The sequence below is a fragment of the Acinetobacter sp. COS3 genome (assembly GCF_000475335.1).
Classification (GTDB): Bacteria; Pseudomonadota; Gammaproteobacteria; order Pseudomonadales; family Moraxellaceae; genus Acinetobacter; species Acinetobacter venetianus.
This window is the reverse complement of sequence record NZ_AXCD01000024.1, coordinates 12,065-30,137: the sequence shown is the minus strand read 5'-3', so window position 1 is coordinate 30,137 and position 18,073 is coordinate 12,065. Positions and strand designations below refer to the sequence as shown.

Annotated in this window: 16 protein-coding genes; 11 read left to right on the top strand and 5 right to left on the bottom strand. The window is 38.7% G+C overall.

The window, feature by feature from the left end; translation table 11 throughout:
- Positions 1–82: 82 nt before the first annotated feature.
- Positions 83–439, bottom strand: coding sequence for a DUF4124 domain-containing protein (locus IO68_RS26620; RefSeq protein WP_004881665.1), 357 nt, complete (start codon positions 437–439; stop codon positions 83–85).
- A gap of 499 nt (positions 440–938) precedes the next feature.
- Between IO68_RS26620 and IO68_RS26615 the strand changes: the two genes are divergently transcribed.
- From IO68_RS26615 to IO68_RS26600, 4 genes are all read left to right on the top strand, one after another.
- A complete protein-coding gene (locus IO68_RS26615; protein WP_023013534.1) occupies positions 939–2,663 on the top strand; it encodes an acetolactate synthase 3 large subunit in 1,725 nt (574 codons plus the stop codon).
- A complete protein-coding gene (ilvN, locus tag IO68_RS26610) occupies positions 2,663–3,154 on the top strand; it encodes an acetolactate synthase small subunit (RefSeq protein WP_004637892.1) in 492 nt (163 codons plus the stop codon). Before IO68_RS26615 ends, ilvN begins: the two co-directional genes overlap by 1 nt.
- Positions 3,155–3,260: 106 nt before the next feature.
- Positions 3,261–4,277: a ketol-acid reductoisomerase gene (gene ilvC, locus IO68_RS26605; RefSeq protein WP_004881670.1), complete on the top strand. Its 1,017-nt coding sequence runs from the start codon at positions 3,261–3,263 to the stop codon at positions 4,275–4,277.
- 480 nt (positions 4,278–4,757) lie between these two features.
- Positions 4,758–6,821, top strand: a complete 2,064-nt coding sequence (locus IO68_RS26600; protein ID WP_023013533.1) for a putative bifunctional diguanylate cyclase/phosphodiesterase — start codon at positions 4,758–4,760, stop codon at positions 6,819–6,821.
- 80 nt (positions 6,822–6,901) lie between these two features.
- Here IO68_RS26600 and IO68_RS26595 read toward each other — a convergent pair whose 3' ends face one another.
- Positions 6,902–8,050, bottom strand: coding sequence for an alpha/beta fold hydrolase (locus IO68_RS26595; RefSeq protein WP_023013532.1), 1,149 nt, complete (start codon positions 8,048–8,050; stop codon positions 6,902–6,904).
- Between the two features lie 252 nt (positions 8,051–8,302).
- On the opposite strand from IO68_RS26595, the gene arsC reads away from it, so the two are divergent.
- Genes arsC through arsH form a run of 5 tightly spaced genes read left to right on the top strand, consistent with a single transcriptional unit; the run spans position 8,303 to position 11,332 of the window.
- Positions 8,303–8,737, top strand: a complete 435-nt coding sequence (gene arsC, locus IO68_RS26590; protein ID WP_023013531.1) for an arsenate reductase (glutaredoxin) — start codon at positions 8,303–8,305, stop codon at positions 8,735–8,737.
- 29 nt (positions 8,738–8,766) lie between these two features.
- Complete coding sequence (locus IO68_RS26585) at positions 8,767–9,087, top strand: metalloregulator ArsR/SmtB family transcription factor (RefSeq protein WP_004881679.1); 321 nt, start codon at positions 8,767–8,769, stop codon at positions 9,085–9,087.
- Positions 9,088–9,093: 6 nt separating this feature from the next.
- Entirely contained in the window at positions 9,094–9,567 is a 474-nt protein-coding gene (locus IO68_RS26580) for an arsenate reductase ArsC (protein WP_023013530.1), read from the top strand.
- 12 nt (positions 9,568–9,579) lie between these two features.
- On the top strand, positions 9,580–10,626 hold the full coding sequence (gene arsB / locus IO68_RS26575) for an ACR3 family arsenite efflux transporter (protein ID WP_023013529.1): 1,047 nt from the start codon (positions 9,580–9,582) through the stop codon (positions 10,624–10,626).
- Positions 10,613–11,332, top strand: a complete 720-nt coding sequence (gene arsH / locus IO68_RS26570) for an arsenical resistance protein ArsH (protein WP_023013528.1) — start codon at positions 10,613–10,615, stop codon at positions 11,330–11,332. The genes arsB and arsH overlap by 14 nt, the downstream gene beginning before the upstream one ends.
- 98 nt (positions 11,333–11,430) lie before the next feature.
- On the opposite strand, the gene IO68_RS26565 is transcribed toward arsH, so the two are convergent.
- Both IO68_RS26565 and IO68_RS26560 read right to left on the bottom strand, forming a co-directional pair.
- Positions 11,431–12,942 carry a hypothetical protein gene (locus tag IO68_RS26565; RefSeq protein WP_031234819.1) on the bottom strand — a complete coding sequence of 504 codons (1,512 nt, stop codon included), beginning with the start codon at positions 12,940–12,942 and terminating at the stop codon, positions 11,431–11,433.
- Between the two features lie 202 nt (positions 12,943–13,144).
- Positions 13,145–13,531: a carboxymuconolactone decarboxylase family protein gene (locus IO68_RS26560; protein WP_019385213.1), complete on the bottom strand. Its 387-nt coding sequence runs from the start codon at positions 13,529–13,531 to the stop codon at positions 13,145–13,147.
- A gap of 362 nt (positions 13,532–13,893) precedes the next feature.
- Here IO68_RS26560 and IO68_RS26555 point away from each other — a divergent pair, with 362 nt between their 5' ends.
- Entirely contained in the window at positions 13,894–14,955 is a 1,062-nt protein-coding gene (locus IO68_RS26555; RefSeq protein ID WP_023013526.1) for an AraC family transcriptional regulator, read from the top strand.
- Between the two features lie 311 nt (positions 14,956–15,266).
- Positions 15,267–16,964: a hypothetical protein gene (locus IO68_RS26550; protein WP_023013525.1), complete on the top strand. Its 1,698-nt coding sequence runs from the start codon at positions 15,267–15,269 to the stop codon at positions 16,962–16,964.
- 227 nt (positions 16,965–17,191) lie between these two features.
- On the opposite strand, the gene IO68_RS26545 is transcribed toward IO68_RS26550, so the two are convergent.
- Positions 17,192–18,067, bottom strand: a complete 876-nt coding sequence (locus tag IO68_RS26545; protein WP_023013524.1) for a hypothetical protein — start codon at positions 18,065–18,067, stop codon at positions 17,192–17,194.
- Positions 18,068–18,073 lie beyond the last annotated feature (6 nt).

The following is an 18,073-nucleotide window of genomic DNA, read 5'->3' as shown; positions in this document are numbered from 1 at the left end:
TCAGTGATTAGATCGGGATTTTATCTTCAAGGCGGTAGAGAAGCCGCCACCTTGAAAATAAACAAAAGTGAATGGATATGGATTAGTAGTTAGAGTTTGCTGCAGGAGGGGCAGGCGGTGGTGGTGCATCACCTTTTGGAGCTGAACTAGATGCTGCTGGTGCTACAGTGGTTGTATTGACAGGTGGAGGGTTATTTACTTGTTTTGCATCACCTTGCTCTGGTTGAGTTTGTACAGGAGGGCGTTGGATATTGCTGCCATAAGTCGAAACTTTATCCAAGCGTTTAGCACCTTTGGGTGGTGGTGTTGCGGTGTAGTGCGTCGATCCATTTGCATCCACCCATTTGTAATACTGCTGTGCATAATTATGGCTAGAACCCAATAATAATGCTGTTGTCGTGGCTGTGTATAAGATTGTTTTTAAATAAGATGATTTCATATTTGATCTCCCCAAGAGAATTTTGTCTATATTCGATCAAAGTGCATAAATGTGCTGTCTACAATGCCGAGTTTTACTAAAAAAGAAAATAGTTTTTTGATAAAAGGGTGGATTGCTATGATTAGAACGGTTTGCTTAAAAAAACGACAGCTAAAAAATATTCGTTAAAATCTCTTTCTTTATCCTTGACATTGTTTATGAAAGCAACAAAAATGCTTGCTTTAGTTTTATATGCGTTTATTTGATCACCCTTCGAATAAATGTCATGGCTTGCAATGGACATTCTTTCTAGCCGAGAGAATGCTGTTTTGAAATATGTTTATCCCAGCATATTTCGATTCGAGATGTCATCAAGTTTATACGGCTGATGAGTCTCAGAAAATTTTTCCTATTGCAGCAAAAACGAGTAGAATACGCACACTTATAAGAAGTGCAAAAGTTAATGAATGAACACAATTTATGTCTCCCATAAATTGTGCAAACACTAGGGTGAATCACGTTGGAACTTTTATCTGGTGGTGAAATGCTCGTTCGTGCGCTTGCGGACGAAGGCGTAGAGCATGTTTTTGGGTATCCAGGCGGCGCTGTATTACATATTTATGATGCGCTATTTCAACAAGACAAAATTAACCATTACCTCGTTCGTCATGAGCAAGCTGCTGGTCACATGGCAGATGCATACTCACGCGTAACTGGCAAAACTGGTGTAGTTCTTGTAACTTCTGGTCCCGGTGCAACAAACACAGTGACTCCAATTGCAACTGCTTACATGGACTCAATCCCAATGGTGATTTTGTCTGGTCAGGTTGCGAGCCATTTAATTGGCGAAGATGCATTCCAAGAAACTGATATGGTGGGTATTTCTCGCCCAATCGTAAAACACAGTTTCCAAGTGCGTCATGCCAGCGAAATTCCTGCAATTATTAAGAAAGCATTCTATATCGCTTCATCTGGTCGTCCAGGCCCTGTTGTTGTTGATATTCCTAAAGATGCAACAAACCCTGCAGAAAAATTTGCCTACGAATATCCTGAAAAAGTGAAAATGCGCTCATATCAGCCACCTTCACGTGGACATTCAGGTCAAATCCGTAAAGCGATTGATGAGCTTATCACTGCGAAACGCCCAATTATTTATACGGGTGGTGGTGTTGTTCAAGGCAATGCTTCAGAGCTATTAACAGAACTTGCTCACCTTTTAGGTTATCCAGTAACAAATACGTTAATGGGCTTAGGTGGTTTCCCTGGTAATGATCCACAATTCGTGGGCATGTTAGGCATGCACGGGACGTATGAAGCGAACATGACGATGCATAATGCAGACGTTATTTTAGCGATTGGCGCGCGTTTCGATGACCGTGTGACCAACAACCCTGCAAAATTCTGTCTCAATGCAAAAGTCATTCATATTGATGTAGACCCTGCAACTATTTCTAAAACGATCATGGCGCACATCCCAATTGTGGGAGCTGTAGAGCCTGTTCTTCAGGAAATGTTGGCACAACTCAAACAAATGAATGTGTCTAAGCCAAATCCTGAAGCGATTGCTGAATGGTGGTCTCAAATCAATGAGTGGCGTAAAGTTCACGGTTTGAAATATCAAACACCTACTGATGGTTCAATGAAGCCGCAGCAAGTTGTTGAAGCATTATGCAAAGTGACCAATGGTGATGCGATTATCACGTCTGACGTGGGTCAACACCAAATGTTTGGTGCTTTGTACTATACCTACAAGCGTCCTCGTCAATGGATCAACTCAGGTGGTCTAGGGACTATGGGGGTTGGTTTACCGTACGCGATGGCAGCGAAACTTGCTTGCCCAGATCAACAAGTGGTTTGTATTACAGGTGAAGCATCGATTCAGATGTGTATCCAAGAGCTTTCGACATGTAAGCAATACAGCATGAATGTCAAAATTCTTTGCTTAAATAACCAAGCTTTAGGCATGGTGAAACAATGGCAAGACATGAACTATGAAGGACGTCATTCAAGTTCATATGTTGACTCATTACCTGACTTTGCAAAATTGATGGAAGCATATGGTCACGTCGGCATTCAGATTAACCATGCAGATGAGTTGGAATCTAAATTAGCTGAAGCAATGGCAATTAATGATAAATGTGTATTCATTAATGTCATGGTAGACCGTACTGAACACGTATATCCAATGTTGGTTGCGGGTCAGTCAATGAAGGATATGTGGTTAGGTAAAGGGGAGCGTACATAATGAGACATATTATTTCTGTACTCGTTGAGAACGAAGCAGGTGCGCTTTCTCGCTTAGTTGGTTTATTTAGTCAACGTGGCTATAACATTGAAACACTCAATGTTGCACCGACTGAAGATGAGACCTTATCTCGTCTGACGCTAACGACCTATGGCGATGATCACAAAATCGAGCAAATTACCAAACAGTTGAACAAGCTTGTTGAAGTGGTAAAAGTAGTTGATTTATCTGAAGGTGCGCACATTGAGCGTGAGCTGATGTTAATCAAAGTGAAAGCTTTAGGTGCTGCCCGTGCGGAAATCAAGCGTACAGCTGATATTTTCCGTGCACAAATCGTAGATGTTACACCGACTACATATACGATTCAGATTGCAGGGACTACCGATAAGATCGATGGCTTTATTGATGCGCTTGCGGAGAACACAATTCTAGAAGTTGTGCGTTCTGGTGTATCGGGTATCGCGCGCGGTGAAAAGGTTTTAACAATTTAATAGGCTGTCCCCAATTCTTCATAGTGAAATGCAAGAATTGGGAGCTTACAAAAGATCTGTCCTTGTACAACAAGGGAAATGACAAAAATTTTAGCGGAGAAAACAGATGCAAATTTTTTACGATAAAGACTGTGACTTATCTATCATCCAAGGTAAGAAAGTTGCGATCATTGGTTATGGTTCACAAGGTCATGCTCACGCACTTAACTTGAAAGACTCTGGCGTAGACGTAACTGTTGGTTTACGTGCTGGTTCAACGTCTTGGAAAAAAGCTGAAAACTCTGGTCTTAAAGTATCTGAAGTTCCAGCAGCTGTTGCTCAAGCTGACTTAGTGATGATCTTGACTCCAGATGAGTTCCAAGCTCAGCTTTATCGTGACGTAATTGAGCCAAACATCAAAGAAGGTGCAACGTTAGCATTTGCTCACGGTTTCTCTGTTCTTTATAACCAAGTTGTTCCACGTAAGGACTTAGACGTAATTATGGTTGCGCCTAAAGCACCAGGTCACACTGTACGTTCAGAATTCCAACGTGGTTCAGGTGTTCCTGACTTAATCGCAATTCACCAAGATGCTTCTGGTAATGCACGTAACGTTGCGCTTTCTTACGCATCAGGCGTAGGTGGTGGTCGTACTGGTATCATCGAAACTTCTTTCCGTGAAGAAACTGAAACTGACTTATTCGGTGAGCAAGCAGTTCTTTGTGGTGGTGCTGTTGAATTGGTTAAAATGGGCTTCGAAACTTTGGTTGAAGCTGGTTATGCACCAGAAATGGCTTACTTCGAATGTTTACATGAACTTAAACTCATCGTTGACTTGATGTTCGAAGGTGGTATTGCTGACATGAACTATTCAGTATCTAACAATGCTGAATATGGTGAATACGTAACTGGTGTTGAAGTAATCAACGAACAGTCTCGTGAAGCTATGCGTAATGCATTGAAACGTATCCAATCTGGTGAATATGCGAAGATGTTCATTCAAGAAGGTGCGTTGAACTACCCATCTATGACTGCTCGCCGCCGTCAAAATGCTGCTCACGGTATCGAAGTTACAGGTAATAAATTACGTGCGATGATGCCTTGGATTCAAGCAAACAAGATTGTTGATAAAGAGAAAAACTAAGTTTTTCATTTATCCCAAAAAGCCTCGTTGAATACGGGGCTTTTTTATTTTGATAACAGAGTTATAACAATTTTGATTAAAAAAAAGCCTAATATAGAAATGTTAAATGGCGAATCAAAGCGATTTAAACGTGACAAAAACAACAAGATTGCTGCATTCTTCGATATTGCAGTTCAATTTAAAATCAACAAGAAAATACAAAGTTTAATTTTAAAAATATCTAGCTAAAATAATTAAGTCTTTTGGTCAAAAAGTTGTAATAAAAAAACAATACTTTTCATTGGTTTGAAATGATTATATGTTTTTATTCTATTGATTTATAAAGTGAAAAAGACTTGACCTTATGCTAGATGATGTTATTGTTAAGGAAAGTTTATGAATACACAATTTGTATCTTTTTTGAGTGTGAAGGATCGTTCTGATTTTGAGCAATTCGCTCAACAAATAAAAAAAAGTACTGAATAATCATGGAAGTCCTTTATGGTACACGTTGATTACGATAGCACATTGGTCATCGTTTCCATTCTGGTTGCAGTAGCAACTTGTTATGCTGCAGTTTCAATGGAAGAACTCGTTTTCAAAGCAGCTTATAAAAAGTTTGAAAAAAGCATTTTGGTGACGAGCGGCTTAATCTTAGGATTAGCAATATGGGCAATGCACTTTGTGGGAATGCTGGCTAGCCACTTGCCAGAAGGCTATAATTTTGACGTTAGTTTAACCATACTTTCTTATCTCGTTGGGGCTATTGCTTCTGTCTTTGCTGTTTGGTTAACAACCCGTCCAACATTACCGATGCCGCGTTTAATTCTTGGCGCAGTTTTTATGGGGCTGGGAATTTCGGGGATGCACTACACAGGGATGCTTGCGCTATCTGTTGAACATCACCAAATGCGTTACGATCCTTTACTGGTGATCTGTTCGATTTTGATCGCGATTTGTGGTTCTGGGCTTAGCTTTTTATTCGTTTTTAAATATAAAACAGCCGTAAAGTATCGAACTGGACTGAAAGCGATTGTTGCAGTGCTCATGGCATTGAGCATCGTTGGTATGCATTACACAGGGATGGCTGCAACCTCTTTTGATGAGAGTATCGCAAAAGTTCTCAGCGCTGCTCAGACAGAACAAAGCGTATTACTGTTCACCATTATTTTTATTACGAGTTTAGTTTTCGTTGCAGGTTTTGCGGTGGCTGTACTTGAAGCTCGCTTAGAACAACGTAATTTACAACTTACAAGAATCAATAGAGAGCTTGCAGCTCAATCTTTACATGATTCATTAACCAAATTACCGAACCGTTTATTTTTAACTGATTATGCAGAAGTCATCTTTAGCCATCATCGTTTAAGCGAGCAAAAAGCCGCTTTTTTATATATTGACTTAGATCGCTTTAAATCTGTGAATGATGCTTTTGGTCATCATATTGGTGATCAGCTCCTCATCAAAATGGCAAACCGTTTACATGATAAGTTAACACCCTCTCAGAAATTATTTCGCATTGGTGGTGATGAATTTGTTTTGATTTCTGAAAACACCGATATGAATGAGGCGATGCAACTCGCTGAAGAAATTCTTCATTTCATTCAAGAAACCTATCTCATTGCAAATAAAGAAATCAATATTTCGGCTAGCCTTGGAATTGCGATGTATCCTGAGCATGGAACCAATGTTCAAGATTTACTGATCAATGCCGATGTCGCTATGCTGGCATCTAAAGAGCAGGGTAGAAACACGTATACGATTTTCCATTCGATGAGTGATCAGCAAGACGTTCGCAGTCAGTCTAAATTGATTAATGATTTATATAAAGCCGTTGAGGAACAGCAATTTGTTCTTTTCTATCAACCTAAGTTCACTGCAAATTATGAAATTTGTGGCGTTGAAGCTTTAATTCGTTGGAAACATCCAAGTTTAGGGTTGCTTACTCCGCAAATGTTTATTGAGGGGGCGGAGAAAACGGGACTTATTATTCCAATGGGGTATTGGGCGCTAGAGCAAGCTTGCCAGCAAATTCAAAAATGGGAGCAGAGTAATAGTCCCTTTTATCCAATCGCGGTGAATTTATCAGCCTTACAGTTCGAAAATAAAAAACTATTTTGTGTACTCGAAAAATTATTAGAAAAATATCAAATTCAGCCTGAACATCTTATCCTTGAAATTACCGAATCTACAGCAATGCATCATATTGATTCGAGCATTCGAACCTTAGAACGATTACGTAAGTTAGGGATTAAGATCGCGATTGATGATTTCGGTACAGGCTATTCAAGCTTCTTGTATTTAAAAGATTTACCAATTGATGAACTTAAAATTGATCGTGGTTTTTTAACTGATTTACAGCCGAACTCTAAAGAAGAGGCAATCCTCGAAAGTATTATTCACCTTGCTGCAAAGTTGGGTCTCGTTGTGACGGCTGAGGGCGTAGAAACGCAACAGCAAGCAGATATATTGACAAGTTTGGGCTGTAATCAATTACAAGGTTATCTACTCGGTATTCCTGTCAATGTGGAAAGTTTAGTATTGAATCAACATCATCATTTTGCTTAATCAAGTAATTACCTCAAAATAAAAAGGTTGCTGAGATGATAAATCACCAGCAACCTTTTTTATTTATTTTAGCTTTTTGATTAGTCTGAGCGTTTAGCTAACCATTCCGACACGACAGGCCAAACAGTTTGCGGTGCTTGGCTACCTGAAACCAAGCCCATATGACCACCTGGAACGATTTTAAATTCTTTGTCCTCACTGCTGATCAAGCTCATTAATGGTCTAACGGCCTCAGTTGTGACGATGATGTCGGTATCACCACCGATTGCGAGTACAGAGCAATCAATATCTTTGAAATAAGCGGTTTGCTCTCCGAACTTGACCACACCCGTTGAGAGTTCATTATCAATCCAGAATCTTAGAATGATGTCACGCATCACACCACCGGGGTAAGCCAGCATATTGTCTACAAATGAACTTGATGTCGCATGGTTAATGACAAATTGGCGATCGTTGAGGTTTTTCAATAAAACCCAATAGTTTTTAAAGTTACCGATCGGATCCGTAAGTTTAAAACCAAGAGTATTCTGCCAGCCATGAATATGGAAAAAACGGCTAGGGACTTGGCGAATCCTAAAATTGGTATTTGTCCGAACCCATTGTGCAGGTGTATTCAGGCGTTGATATAACTTACCGATGTATCCTGATTTATGCGTATTGATTGGAGAGGCGAGGATCATCAAGTTTTTAATATTTTTATCTTTAAACAATGATGTATAGCATAGTGAAATTGCGCCACCTAAGCTCCAACCATATAAAGATAGTTGTTGCTGACCGCTGTGTTCACGAATCTGCTGAAGAAAATCAGGCATGAAGATTTTGATGTAGGTCCCAAAGTTATATTTGGCTTGGCGTAGACTTGGTGTTCCCCAGTCAACCATATAAACATCAAAGCCCTGAGCGAGAAAAAAACGGATTAGACTGCGATCTGGAAATAAATCAAAGACCAAAGTATTTGCTGCAAGAGGCGGAATAATGACAAGTGGAACGCGATATTTGGAGCTGCTGTTTTCATTTTCTGTTTTGTAGTGACGCAAGCTAATAATTTCACGTTGGTAAATCACGTCATATGGTGTTTGTCCTGATAGTGCCAGTTGGTGACCGCGCAAGACACGGTCAGTTGCATTTGAGAGAATATGGCGTGTTTGCTGACCAGCACGACTATTTAAGATTTTTTTAGCAGTAAGTGAGTTAAGCAAAGCTTGTTTAACTTTTGGCAATTGAGTCATCGAACAAAAACTCTGAGGTTGCTGTTAGTAGCGGCATATTAGAAGAAAAAAGGCATAAGCTCAGTGACTCAGATGCTTAACTTCTTTTCCAAAATGATCAATTATCGCAATTTTGAGTTTTTCTTTCGGTGTTCATAATACTTGGTTGAACGTGTGCATGGCATAAGAAACTTCTAAAAATAAAATATATGATATTGCATATATGTGGATATTCGAATATAAATATATAAAAATTTATCTAGTAAGACCATCATGTCAAATACAGAATCTATCAAAATTTATCATAACCCTGCCTGTGGTACATCACGTAATACGTTGGGGCTAATTCGTAATACGGGTGTAGAGCCGACAGTTATTGAGTATCTGCAAACGCCACCGTCTAAAGCAGAGCTTATTCAAATGATTCAAGATGCTGATTTGTCTGTGCGAGCTGCTATTCGTTGCAATGTTGATCCTTATCGTGATTTGAATTTAGCGCAAGAAGACTGGTCAGATGAGCAACTGATTGATTTTATGTTGCAGTATCCAATTTTGATCAATCGCCCATTTGTCGTGACTTCAGTTGGAACACGGTTATGCCGACCATCAGAAATCGTATTGGATATTTTGCCGATTGCTCAACAAGGGGCATTCACCAAAGAAGATGGTGAGCAAGTGGTTGATGAAAATGGACAGCGTATTCAATAAAAAATGTATTAAAAAATAAGAGGCTTGATATGGATCAGGTGAGTTTTTTTAAATGTTTGGCTGATGAAACACGTCTCAGTATTGTCACCTTAGTGACTGAAAATAAAGAACTGTGCGTTTGTGATTTAACTGAAAAGCTGCAACTTAGCCAACCGAAGATTTCGCGTCATCTCGCTCTATTGCGTTCTTCTGGATTGTTGCAAGATCGTCGTCAAGGGCAGTGGGTTTACTACAGTCTTTCGACTCAATTACCTGCATGGTGTTATGAGATATTAAATGTCCTCGTACAGCATTCACCAAATCATTTAGCCACTTTGCCAGCATGTTCGACGCAAAGCTATTGTGAGTAATACATTATGAAATTTCTGTTTTTATGTACAGGCAACAGTTGCCGTAGCATTTTATCTGAAGTGTTATTCAATAGCCGAGCACCAGAAGGTTGGAAGGCATATAGTGCGGGTAGTAAACCTTCTGGGCAAGTCCATCCGTTAACGATTGAGACATTAGTAAGTTTAGGTCTTTCTACTGATGGCTTGTGGAGCAAAACGATAGATGATTGTGAGCAATATCAGCCTGATGTGGTGATTACTGTTTGTGATTCAGCAGCACAAGAAGCCTGCCCTTTATATCTCGGTGGAGCAATTAAAGCACATTGGGGATTGGCTGATCCTTCACATCTCGATGTTCCTAAAGATGAAAAGCTAAAAGCGTTCCGCGTGACGGTTGATCATATTAATCGTCGTTTAGATGCACTGTTTGACTTAAATACTGCTGCCATGACGCGAGCAGAATTGATCAATGCAATCAATCAAATTTCTCATATCGATTAAGCGGACACAGATATGGCTAAATCAGGTTTAACCTTTTTAGATCGAAACCTTACGCTGTGGATTTTTATCGCGATGGGTTTAGGTGTAGCAATTGGCGTATTTTTTCCTCAGGCATCTATTGCACTTGATCAGATGAGTTATGACTCGGTCAATCTTCCAATTGCGATTGGACTGATTTTAATGATGTATCCACCGCTGGCGAAAGTTGACTATGCGACTTTGCCAGAAGTGTTTAAAGATAAAAAAACACTAACTTTATCTTTGGTACAAAACTGGATTATTGCCCCTGTATTGATGTTCATATTGGCCATCGTATTTCTACACAATTATCCAGAATATATGACAGGGTTAATCTTAATCGGGTTAGCGCGTTGTATTGCGATGGTATTGGTATGGAATGGCTTAGCATGTGGCGATAATCAATATGTGGCAGCTCTTGTTGCATTCAATAGTATTTTCCAAATCCTGTTTTTTAGTACCTATGCTTGGTTATTCCTGACTTTTTTGCCGCCATACTTTGGTATTGCGGGTCAGGTGATTCAAGTCGATTTTTGGACCATTACCCATGCGGTGTTAGTGTATTTAGGTATTCCATTTTTCCTTGGATTTATCACACGGTTTGTGTTGGTAAGCGCAAAAGGAGCTGAATGGTATCAAACTCAATTCTTACCGAAAATTAGCCCATTAAGCTTAGTCGCATTACTTTTCACTATCGTTGCAATGTTTAGTCTTAAAGGGGCTGATGTAGTAAGCCTGCCGATGGATGTGCTACGTATTGCGATTCCATTGACGATTTACTTTGTGGTGATGTTCTTTATTAGCTTCTTTATGAGTAAGTCGATGGGAAATAATTATCCACGAACAACGGCGATATCTTTTACGGCTGCTGGGAATAATTTTGAGTTGGCCCTTGCTGTTGCCATTGCAACATTTGGCTTGGCTTCGCCTGTGGCGTTCACAACAGTCATAGGCCCTTTGGTTGAAGTACCTGTGCTGATTGCATTAGTTTCCGTTTCGCTTTGGTTAAAGAAGAAGTATTTTGCACATGAACACAATTGATTCTAATCTGCCAAATTTGGATGTAGCGCTTCTAGCAAAACCTGCATTTAAACAAATTCAGGCGGTAGAGCTTGATCATCCACCTCGTATTTTATTGCTTTATGGTTCTAATCGAGAGAGATCATACAGTCGTTTGGCTGTGTTGGAAGCCGGACGTATTTTGCAATATCTAGGTGCTGAAGTGAAAATCTTTCACCCGAAAGGATTGCCATTGCCTGAAGATGCAGATTTAGAACATCCAAAAGTCAAAGAGTTACATGAATTATTGGCGTGGTCTGAAGGCATGGTGTGGTGTTCGCCAGAACGTCATGGTTCGATGAGTTCAATTTTTAAATCACAAATCGATTGGATTCCTTTGGCTGGCGGTGCAATTCGTGCAACGCAAGGAAAGACCTTGGCACTCATGCAGGTGAGTGGTGGTTCGCAGTCGTTTAATAGCGTGAATCAAATGCGTATTTTAGGACGTTGGATGCGGATGATTACCATCCCAAATCAGTCGTCAATTCCAAAAGCATTTTTAGAGTTTGAGGAGGATGGACGAATGAAACCATCTTCTTATTACGATCGAATCGTTGATGTGATGGAAGAGCTGTATAAATTTACTTTGTTGACGCGTGGGCAAAGCCAGTATTTTACAGATCGCTATTCGGAGCGCAAAGAATCCGCTGAGGAATTGTCCAAGCGTGTCAATCAGCGTAGTTTGTAAATATCACGGTGAATGGTTCAATGATGATTATTGAGCCATTTTTAAAAAAGCGGAAATCTTAAGTTAGGATTTCCGCTTTTATTTTGTATTTCTCAGCGTTAGAGCTTTTCTCTGACCCAGCCATAAGCTGCTGCAAATGGCAGTGCAGTTCTCGCCAAATAAGGCACATGCCATAAGCCGCCGTGATTAGCATTTTCCATGATCAGTTCGAGTGGATGGTCGAGTGGTCTTTCTGGATTTGCGGCACTTTCAGGATTATTTAAATCATGTATCCACAATGCAGCCATGATTGCATTGGTTGTTTCAGGACTAAATGTTTCCACATTAAATAAATCAGCGCCTGAAAAAGCAGCCTTCAGAATAGGATTCTTCGTGACGGAATGGGTTGTCGTTGATGGTGCGATATTAATCACCGCCTTTTGACCACGGGCACGCGCAGTAATTGCAAACCATTGTTGTAATCTTTTCGCAAGGGCATAGTTCGGTCCTTGCTCGATCACCATACAATCTGATATTCCGTATTGTTGCCCGTTATCAGAGGCAATTAATTGTTCTGAATTGGCTTTAAAGAAATTTGTGAGAGAAATTTTGTGAATAGATTTGGTCAGGACTTTCTCAAGCAAAGAGCGTTGTTTAACTTTTTGCTCAATTGATTGCACCACCGATTTTGGAATCGCATAGATATCTGTTGGGGTCAGCATAAACATGATACTGCTATCTGGTTTTTGCTGGCTTACCTGTTCCATGATACTAATCATGGCGATAGATACACGAACATGCTTTTCACCATCTAAATAGGCGATACCCGCGAGGTCTAGTGTTTCACTAAATGTATTTAGCCAGTTGGCAACTTCTGGGGTTTGGGTGAGCAAATTTGCCCCTAGCGCTTGTCCGCCATCGACAGTTTGGGTTTGTGGTGCAATTAAGGTTGCATTACCTTGTTTCATCACATTGGTGATTTTTTCCCAAATCGCAGTTTGTGGTAGATCAATTGCGATGATATTCGCACGCCATTTTGCTAGCCAACTTAAAGGACCTGCTTCTGAACCCGCACCAAACAGCACCATTGTCCGTTTAGATAAATCAAACCATTCAGGATGTTGTTGCAATACACGTAAAGCCTGAGCATGGCTTGGTTCGATAACTTGTTGCTTTTCCCATAAATCAATTTGTTTTAATAGTTCAGCACCTTGTAATTTTTTCCCATGATAAGGAATGTACCAAGGTTCTACTTCGGGATTGCCACTACCTTGTAAGATAAAGTTTTGAAAAGGCTGTTCTTTGATATTTTGCATTGCATGACTTAATGCATCGCTGTTGCCATCACGATGGAAGCTAAATAATGCTTTGGCTGTATCCAGTCCATGTTGTGCAATTCGAGTCGGATTCTGAACAGACTGAATTCCTGCTTCAACCAATTCCTGAAAATAGACAGGATAGTTTTTGCGCCAGTTTTTTTCTGCAATCAGTTTTGATACATAAGGTGAATCTACACTTCGTAGTGCTGAGGTCAGAATTTGTTTAGCAGTGTGAGTTGTACTTGGTGTTTTCTTTCCTGATGGAATTGGAAACTGTATACCATGATGATCAGATTGTGTTTTCTTGCTCAATTCATTACTCCACTGCATTTTCTATTCGTCATGTTCTACATCTTAGTAATTTGCAGGGAGAAAGGAGATGGCAAAAAGTTTATTAATCTCGCTAAACTGATATTTAATTGAAACTAGATATAAATTCCCTTTGTGTAAAAGCTAAATGCCTAATCAATCGTATTAGGCATTTAACAAATGGCATTTGATTAGTTTGCTGTATCTAAGCTTGAGCTTGATACTCATTAATTACTTCAAGCGCTGCTCGGAAGGCCTCTTGAGTTGCTGGCGCACCACAATAAGGTAAGCTATGTAACAGTACTTCCTGAATTTCCTCAACACTCGCACCGTTGTTTAATGCGCCACGAATATGACCTTTCAACTCAGTTGGGCTTTTCAACGCCGTTAAAAATGCAATGGTGATGAGAGAGCGATATTTACGTGGTAATACACCTTCACGTTGCCATGTAGAACCCCAAGCATGTTCATTGATCCAGTCTTGTAAGGGCTGGGTAAACGGAACAGTATTGTCTTGTGCTCGTTTTACGAATGTCTCGCCCATAACTTCGGTACGTACTTTCAATCCATTTTCATAATCTTGTTGTGACATCATTTTTCTCGTATAGGTTAAAGGGAAGTCGTTTATAAACTGTGCTTTATAGTATCAAATGATTGTATTAGCGAAAGAGGTGGATCTGACTGAGGTGTTTTTATTGAATTGAAAGATTAAGTAATAGTGATTATTCAATCAATTTCTACTAAAAGGTGAATAAGTAGAAGGTATGATTAATTAATCAAATTTTATAACTCGTAATGATTTAGTTGCTAAATAATGTAGTTTAGTGTTTTTTGAATTTTAAGTTGTTTTGCAAAATCAACTTAAAGTCATATTTTGGTTTACTATTAAGTGAGTTGGCGTTTGATAGAAATTTAGATTTAAGCGTTGGTAAAAGGTTATTTAGGGTGGTTAGGATGACTACTGATCTTCTAAACAAAATTGATGTAAATAGTCCGAGTAAGGTACTTGTTGGTCTCGTAAATCATTTTTTAGAACATGCTAGTTTTTTTGGTATAAATAGACAAGAGCTATTGCTTCTGGGAGGTCTAACAGAAGAGCAATTAGGAGATTCAAATCAATGTATCCCGCTTCATTATTTTGAAAGGGTTGTGACCTATACTTATCATGCCTGTAAAGACCCCTTAATTGCTTTAAGCTTTTTTGAAAAAATGGATTCTACTGCTTATGGTGTATTAGGGCATTTAGTACCTTTAGCTTCAAACTTGAATAAAGCAATAGAAACATTAAGGGAATTTCAACCACTTATTGGTTGCATTGGTGATATTTCTCTACAAATACAAACTGATGTTGTTTATTGGAAATGGAAATGTAGATCCAATGATCCAATCTTTTGTCGCTGTGCCAATGAATATAATTTGCTATGGTGGCTTAGTTTAATTCGTTTAGTCAGAAATGAAGATTTCTCTATTCTTCAGGCTGTTCATTTCACACATTCGTTGGCTAAACCTGAATTACAGACCTATTATAATAGTTTTTTCGGATGTCCCGTCTATTTCGATCAAGAAGAAACAGCTTTGTTATTGTTATCAAAGTCTTTGACAATGACATTGAAAACGGGAAATGCGGGATTGTATGACAGTGTTCGATTATTTGCTTCAAAATTATTAGAACAACAGCAAGTTGAGCAAACTTTTGTTCAACAAGTCAAAGCACAAGTTTATTTATTACTACATCAAAATAGATTGTCTCGTGAAAATGTTGCTGAACAATTAGGTGTTAATGTCAGGACTCTAAGTCGAAAGTTACAGCTTGAAGATAGTTCATACAGTAAACTACTTGATGAGGTTCGTTTTGAATTAGCAGTTAAATATTTGGAGTGTTATCAGCACCCTGTCTTATTTATTTCTAAAGCATTGGGTTTTTATACCAGCCATTCTTTTATTTCTTGGTTCAAATTAAAAACCTCTCTAACACCAACCCAATATCGAAAGAAAGCAAAATCACAAGTGCTTTAAGGCCAAGTTTAACTATGCTTGAGCATATGTTGTTAGTTTGTCCTATATTAGAAATAAGATGACTCAGAAGCGTTATTTCTCAACAATGAATTGATTATAGCATTTAAAGAATAAATCACTTAATTATCAAAAGTGTCAAGTTACCAACAGTCGTTAATTGAATTGTTACTAGGACTGACTTAATTTTCGATCATGAGATAAGTAGTTGGTTTGTTATATATATGGATGTTTTACTCAAAAAATTACGACATGAATCGGTATGTTTAGGCGTACAAAGATGTGGTGAGGTTGAGTAAATAAAGGGAATAGATATGAAAATAAAACAGATTTATCGGCAGTCTTTAAGTTTGATTGTACTTGCATTATCAGTGACAGGTTGTGGAAATGATAGTAATAAAGTTGCAGTCAGTCCACCTGAGGTTGGAGGTAGTTGTCAAAGTATTATGGACGAAACGCAATTTGCTGACGCTAAAGCCTTAGAAAAATTAGTACAAGTAGGTCCAGATTTAGCACAATTACGTACAACAGGAAGCTTTGCTCACCAACAGCTAATCAATTGGATTGAGCTCGAAGCAAAAAAAATACCAGATATGCAGCTCAAATCTGATCAATATGAGATTGAACGTTGGCAGCCTATGGTTGACGCCGAAAATGGTAAGGGGCGAAGCTTATCACGCTCAGGACAGTTATCTGTGAATGGTAAAGAAATTGCTATTGCGGGGGCTGTACCTTACTCATTGAGTACAACTTTAAATGGTCGCACTGGCTCATTGGTTTTCCTTGCTAGTAATCAACCCATTACGGCTGAATATAAAGATAAAATTATTGTACGTTCAATTCCAACACCACAAGATCCTATATATGCCAACATGGTCGCTCCACCTTATGCATTCTTATTTCAGTTCGCAAAGTATTTAAGTCCATTGCTTAGTGATCTTAAAACGTTACGATATGACAAACCTTTTTTAGCTGGTGAGTTAATTAATCAGGATTTGATTGCTGCTGGAAAAGTTGGTGCAGCTGGTGTGATTCTCGGTTTTGATGTGCCCAAGGATCAGATAAAAGACTATTTTGATCCACATAACGGATTGCATTATCGACTTCCAGCTGTCTTTTTAGGAGTTGATGAGTTTGCAGAAGTAAAAGCGTTGGCAATGGGTAATGCACAAGCAAAAATTGTGGTGCAAGCAGAAAGAGATACTGCAACAACTCGAAATTTGATTGCTACTTTACCTGGCTTGAGTAATGAAAAAATAGTATTCGTTGCAAACACAGATGGTAATACTTGGGTCCAAGAAAATGGTGTCGGTGGCATGATCGCATTGGCGCAATATTTTGCAAAATTGCCTTTAAAATGCCGCCCGAAAACCTATGAGTTTGCATTTAATACGGCTCATTTGCATATGTCTAAAGAAGGTACATTTAGATATATGAAGCAACTTGATCAAGAATACAAGGACGGTAAAGTCAGCTTTGTTTTTGCAGTAGAGCATTTGGGTACACGTGAAATCGTTGCTAAACAAAGAACAGATGGTGGGGTTGGAAGAACTTTAGAGTTTACTGGTAGAGCAGAACCTCAAGCTTGGTTTGTGCCTGAAGATCATCTTCTGATGCAAAAAGTTGCTATCCAAGCAGCAGAAAGACGTAAGTTACCTTCAGTAATGATATCTACTGGGCAAGATATACCTAATCCGCAACGCTCGCCAAAACAATGTAGCTTTGGAGGAATTGGAAATGCATCTCATCAAAACTTAATTCCTACGATGGCTACGATCTCTGGACCATGGTCACTTTGGGCTCCTTCATTTGGAAAAGAGGCCGTTGATTTTAATTTGATGAGAGATCAATTATTAGCGATCGGAGATGCTGTTTTAGCTTTGCAAAATCATACTAAAATTGAAATTGATGGGCCTTATACAGCATGGAGAGCAGCAAGAGAGCAAGGAAAATTGGTATGTTCACATTCAATTAATATGGATATTGAGGACGCACCAAGTGATCTAGATTGATGTAAGGATATGGTTACTTATTATCAATAGGTTTGGTTAAATATCTCTCTTATTTATGGCTTCTTCAGCAATATAATCTTCAAACGAAGAAGCCTGTACCTAATACTTATCGTAAAACGAATTAGCCCTCTTATAACTGAGCTTTAATTAATTGAGGGAATATTTGGAATTTCTGTTGATGTAGAAAACCTTGCTTAGGAGTCTTTATATGATAATACCGATAATGTTTAATCAGTATTTAACTGATCTAACGTCAATAGATTATCTAGCTCGAATGATATCGAGTACGGTCTGTCATTTAGATTGGAATTAATGAATAAGGCATCATAGTTCAGTGTGCCTAATTTGCGCTGTAAGCGTTGTTTTGTTTCATTTGATGTCGTAAAAATCTCTAATACAATGATTAAGTTCTCGGGATCAATCGTAAATTTGATAGAAGCATTTCCACTTGTTGCTTGTTTTAAAACATCCTCTTCAATAAGCAAATTCAATTTATTTCTTAATTCGACTAAGTATTTGCTTTCTTCTACATTCGGTTCAAAAATTGCTGCTTTATTGATGAGCTCCTCATATTTTTGATCATTTATTTTGTCAGTTAAAATTTCAACTTTATACAAATGATTAACTTGATCAGTGTTTGGATCTTCATTTTCCAAAAGACCCTCGAGTTGAGCAATTGAATGCTCATCAATGGGTCTTATATTTTTACGGTATTCATCAGCAATGATCTTTGCATCTTTGACTGCTTTTTCAGCTCGATATCGTGCTTCAGCGAGGGGATCATTGTCTAATTGTTTGGTTAATTCCTTCGTGTCAGAATCCATCAAGTCCGATGGATTTTCATTTAGTGTGTGATCAACTGTATTGTCTTTTGGTTCAGCGTTGGTTTGATTTATCTTGTCTGTACGACTAGCAGAAACGATATTTTCTTTATGACTTTGAGATGCTTGAGGGAGTGGGATTAAAACTACTTTCATTTCTTTGGGAGTGTCTATTTTTATATAAAGTGCTGATTTTAATATGAATGATAGTAATAGGGCATGAACCAGTATGCTAAAGAGAAACGAACGCTGTGAAATGTTGATTTGTTTTTGAATCCACATGATGTT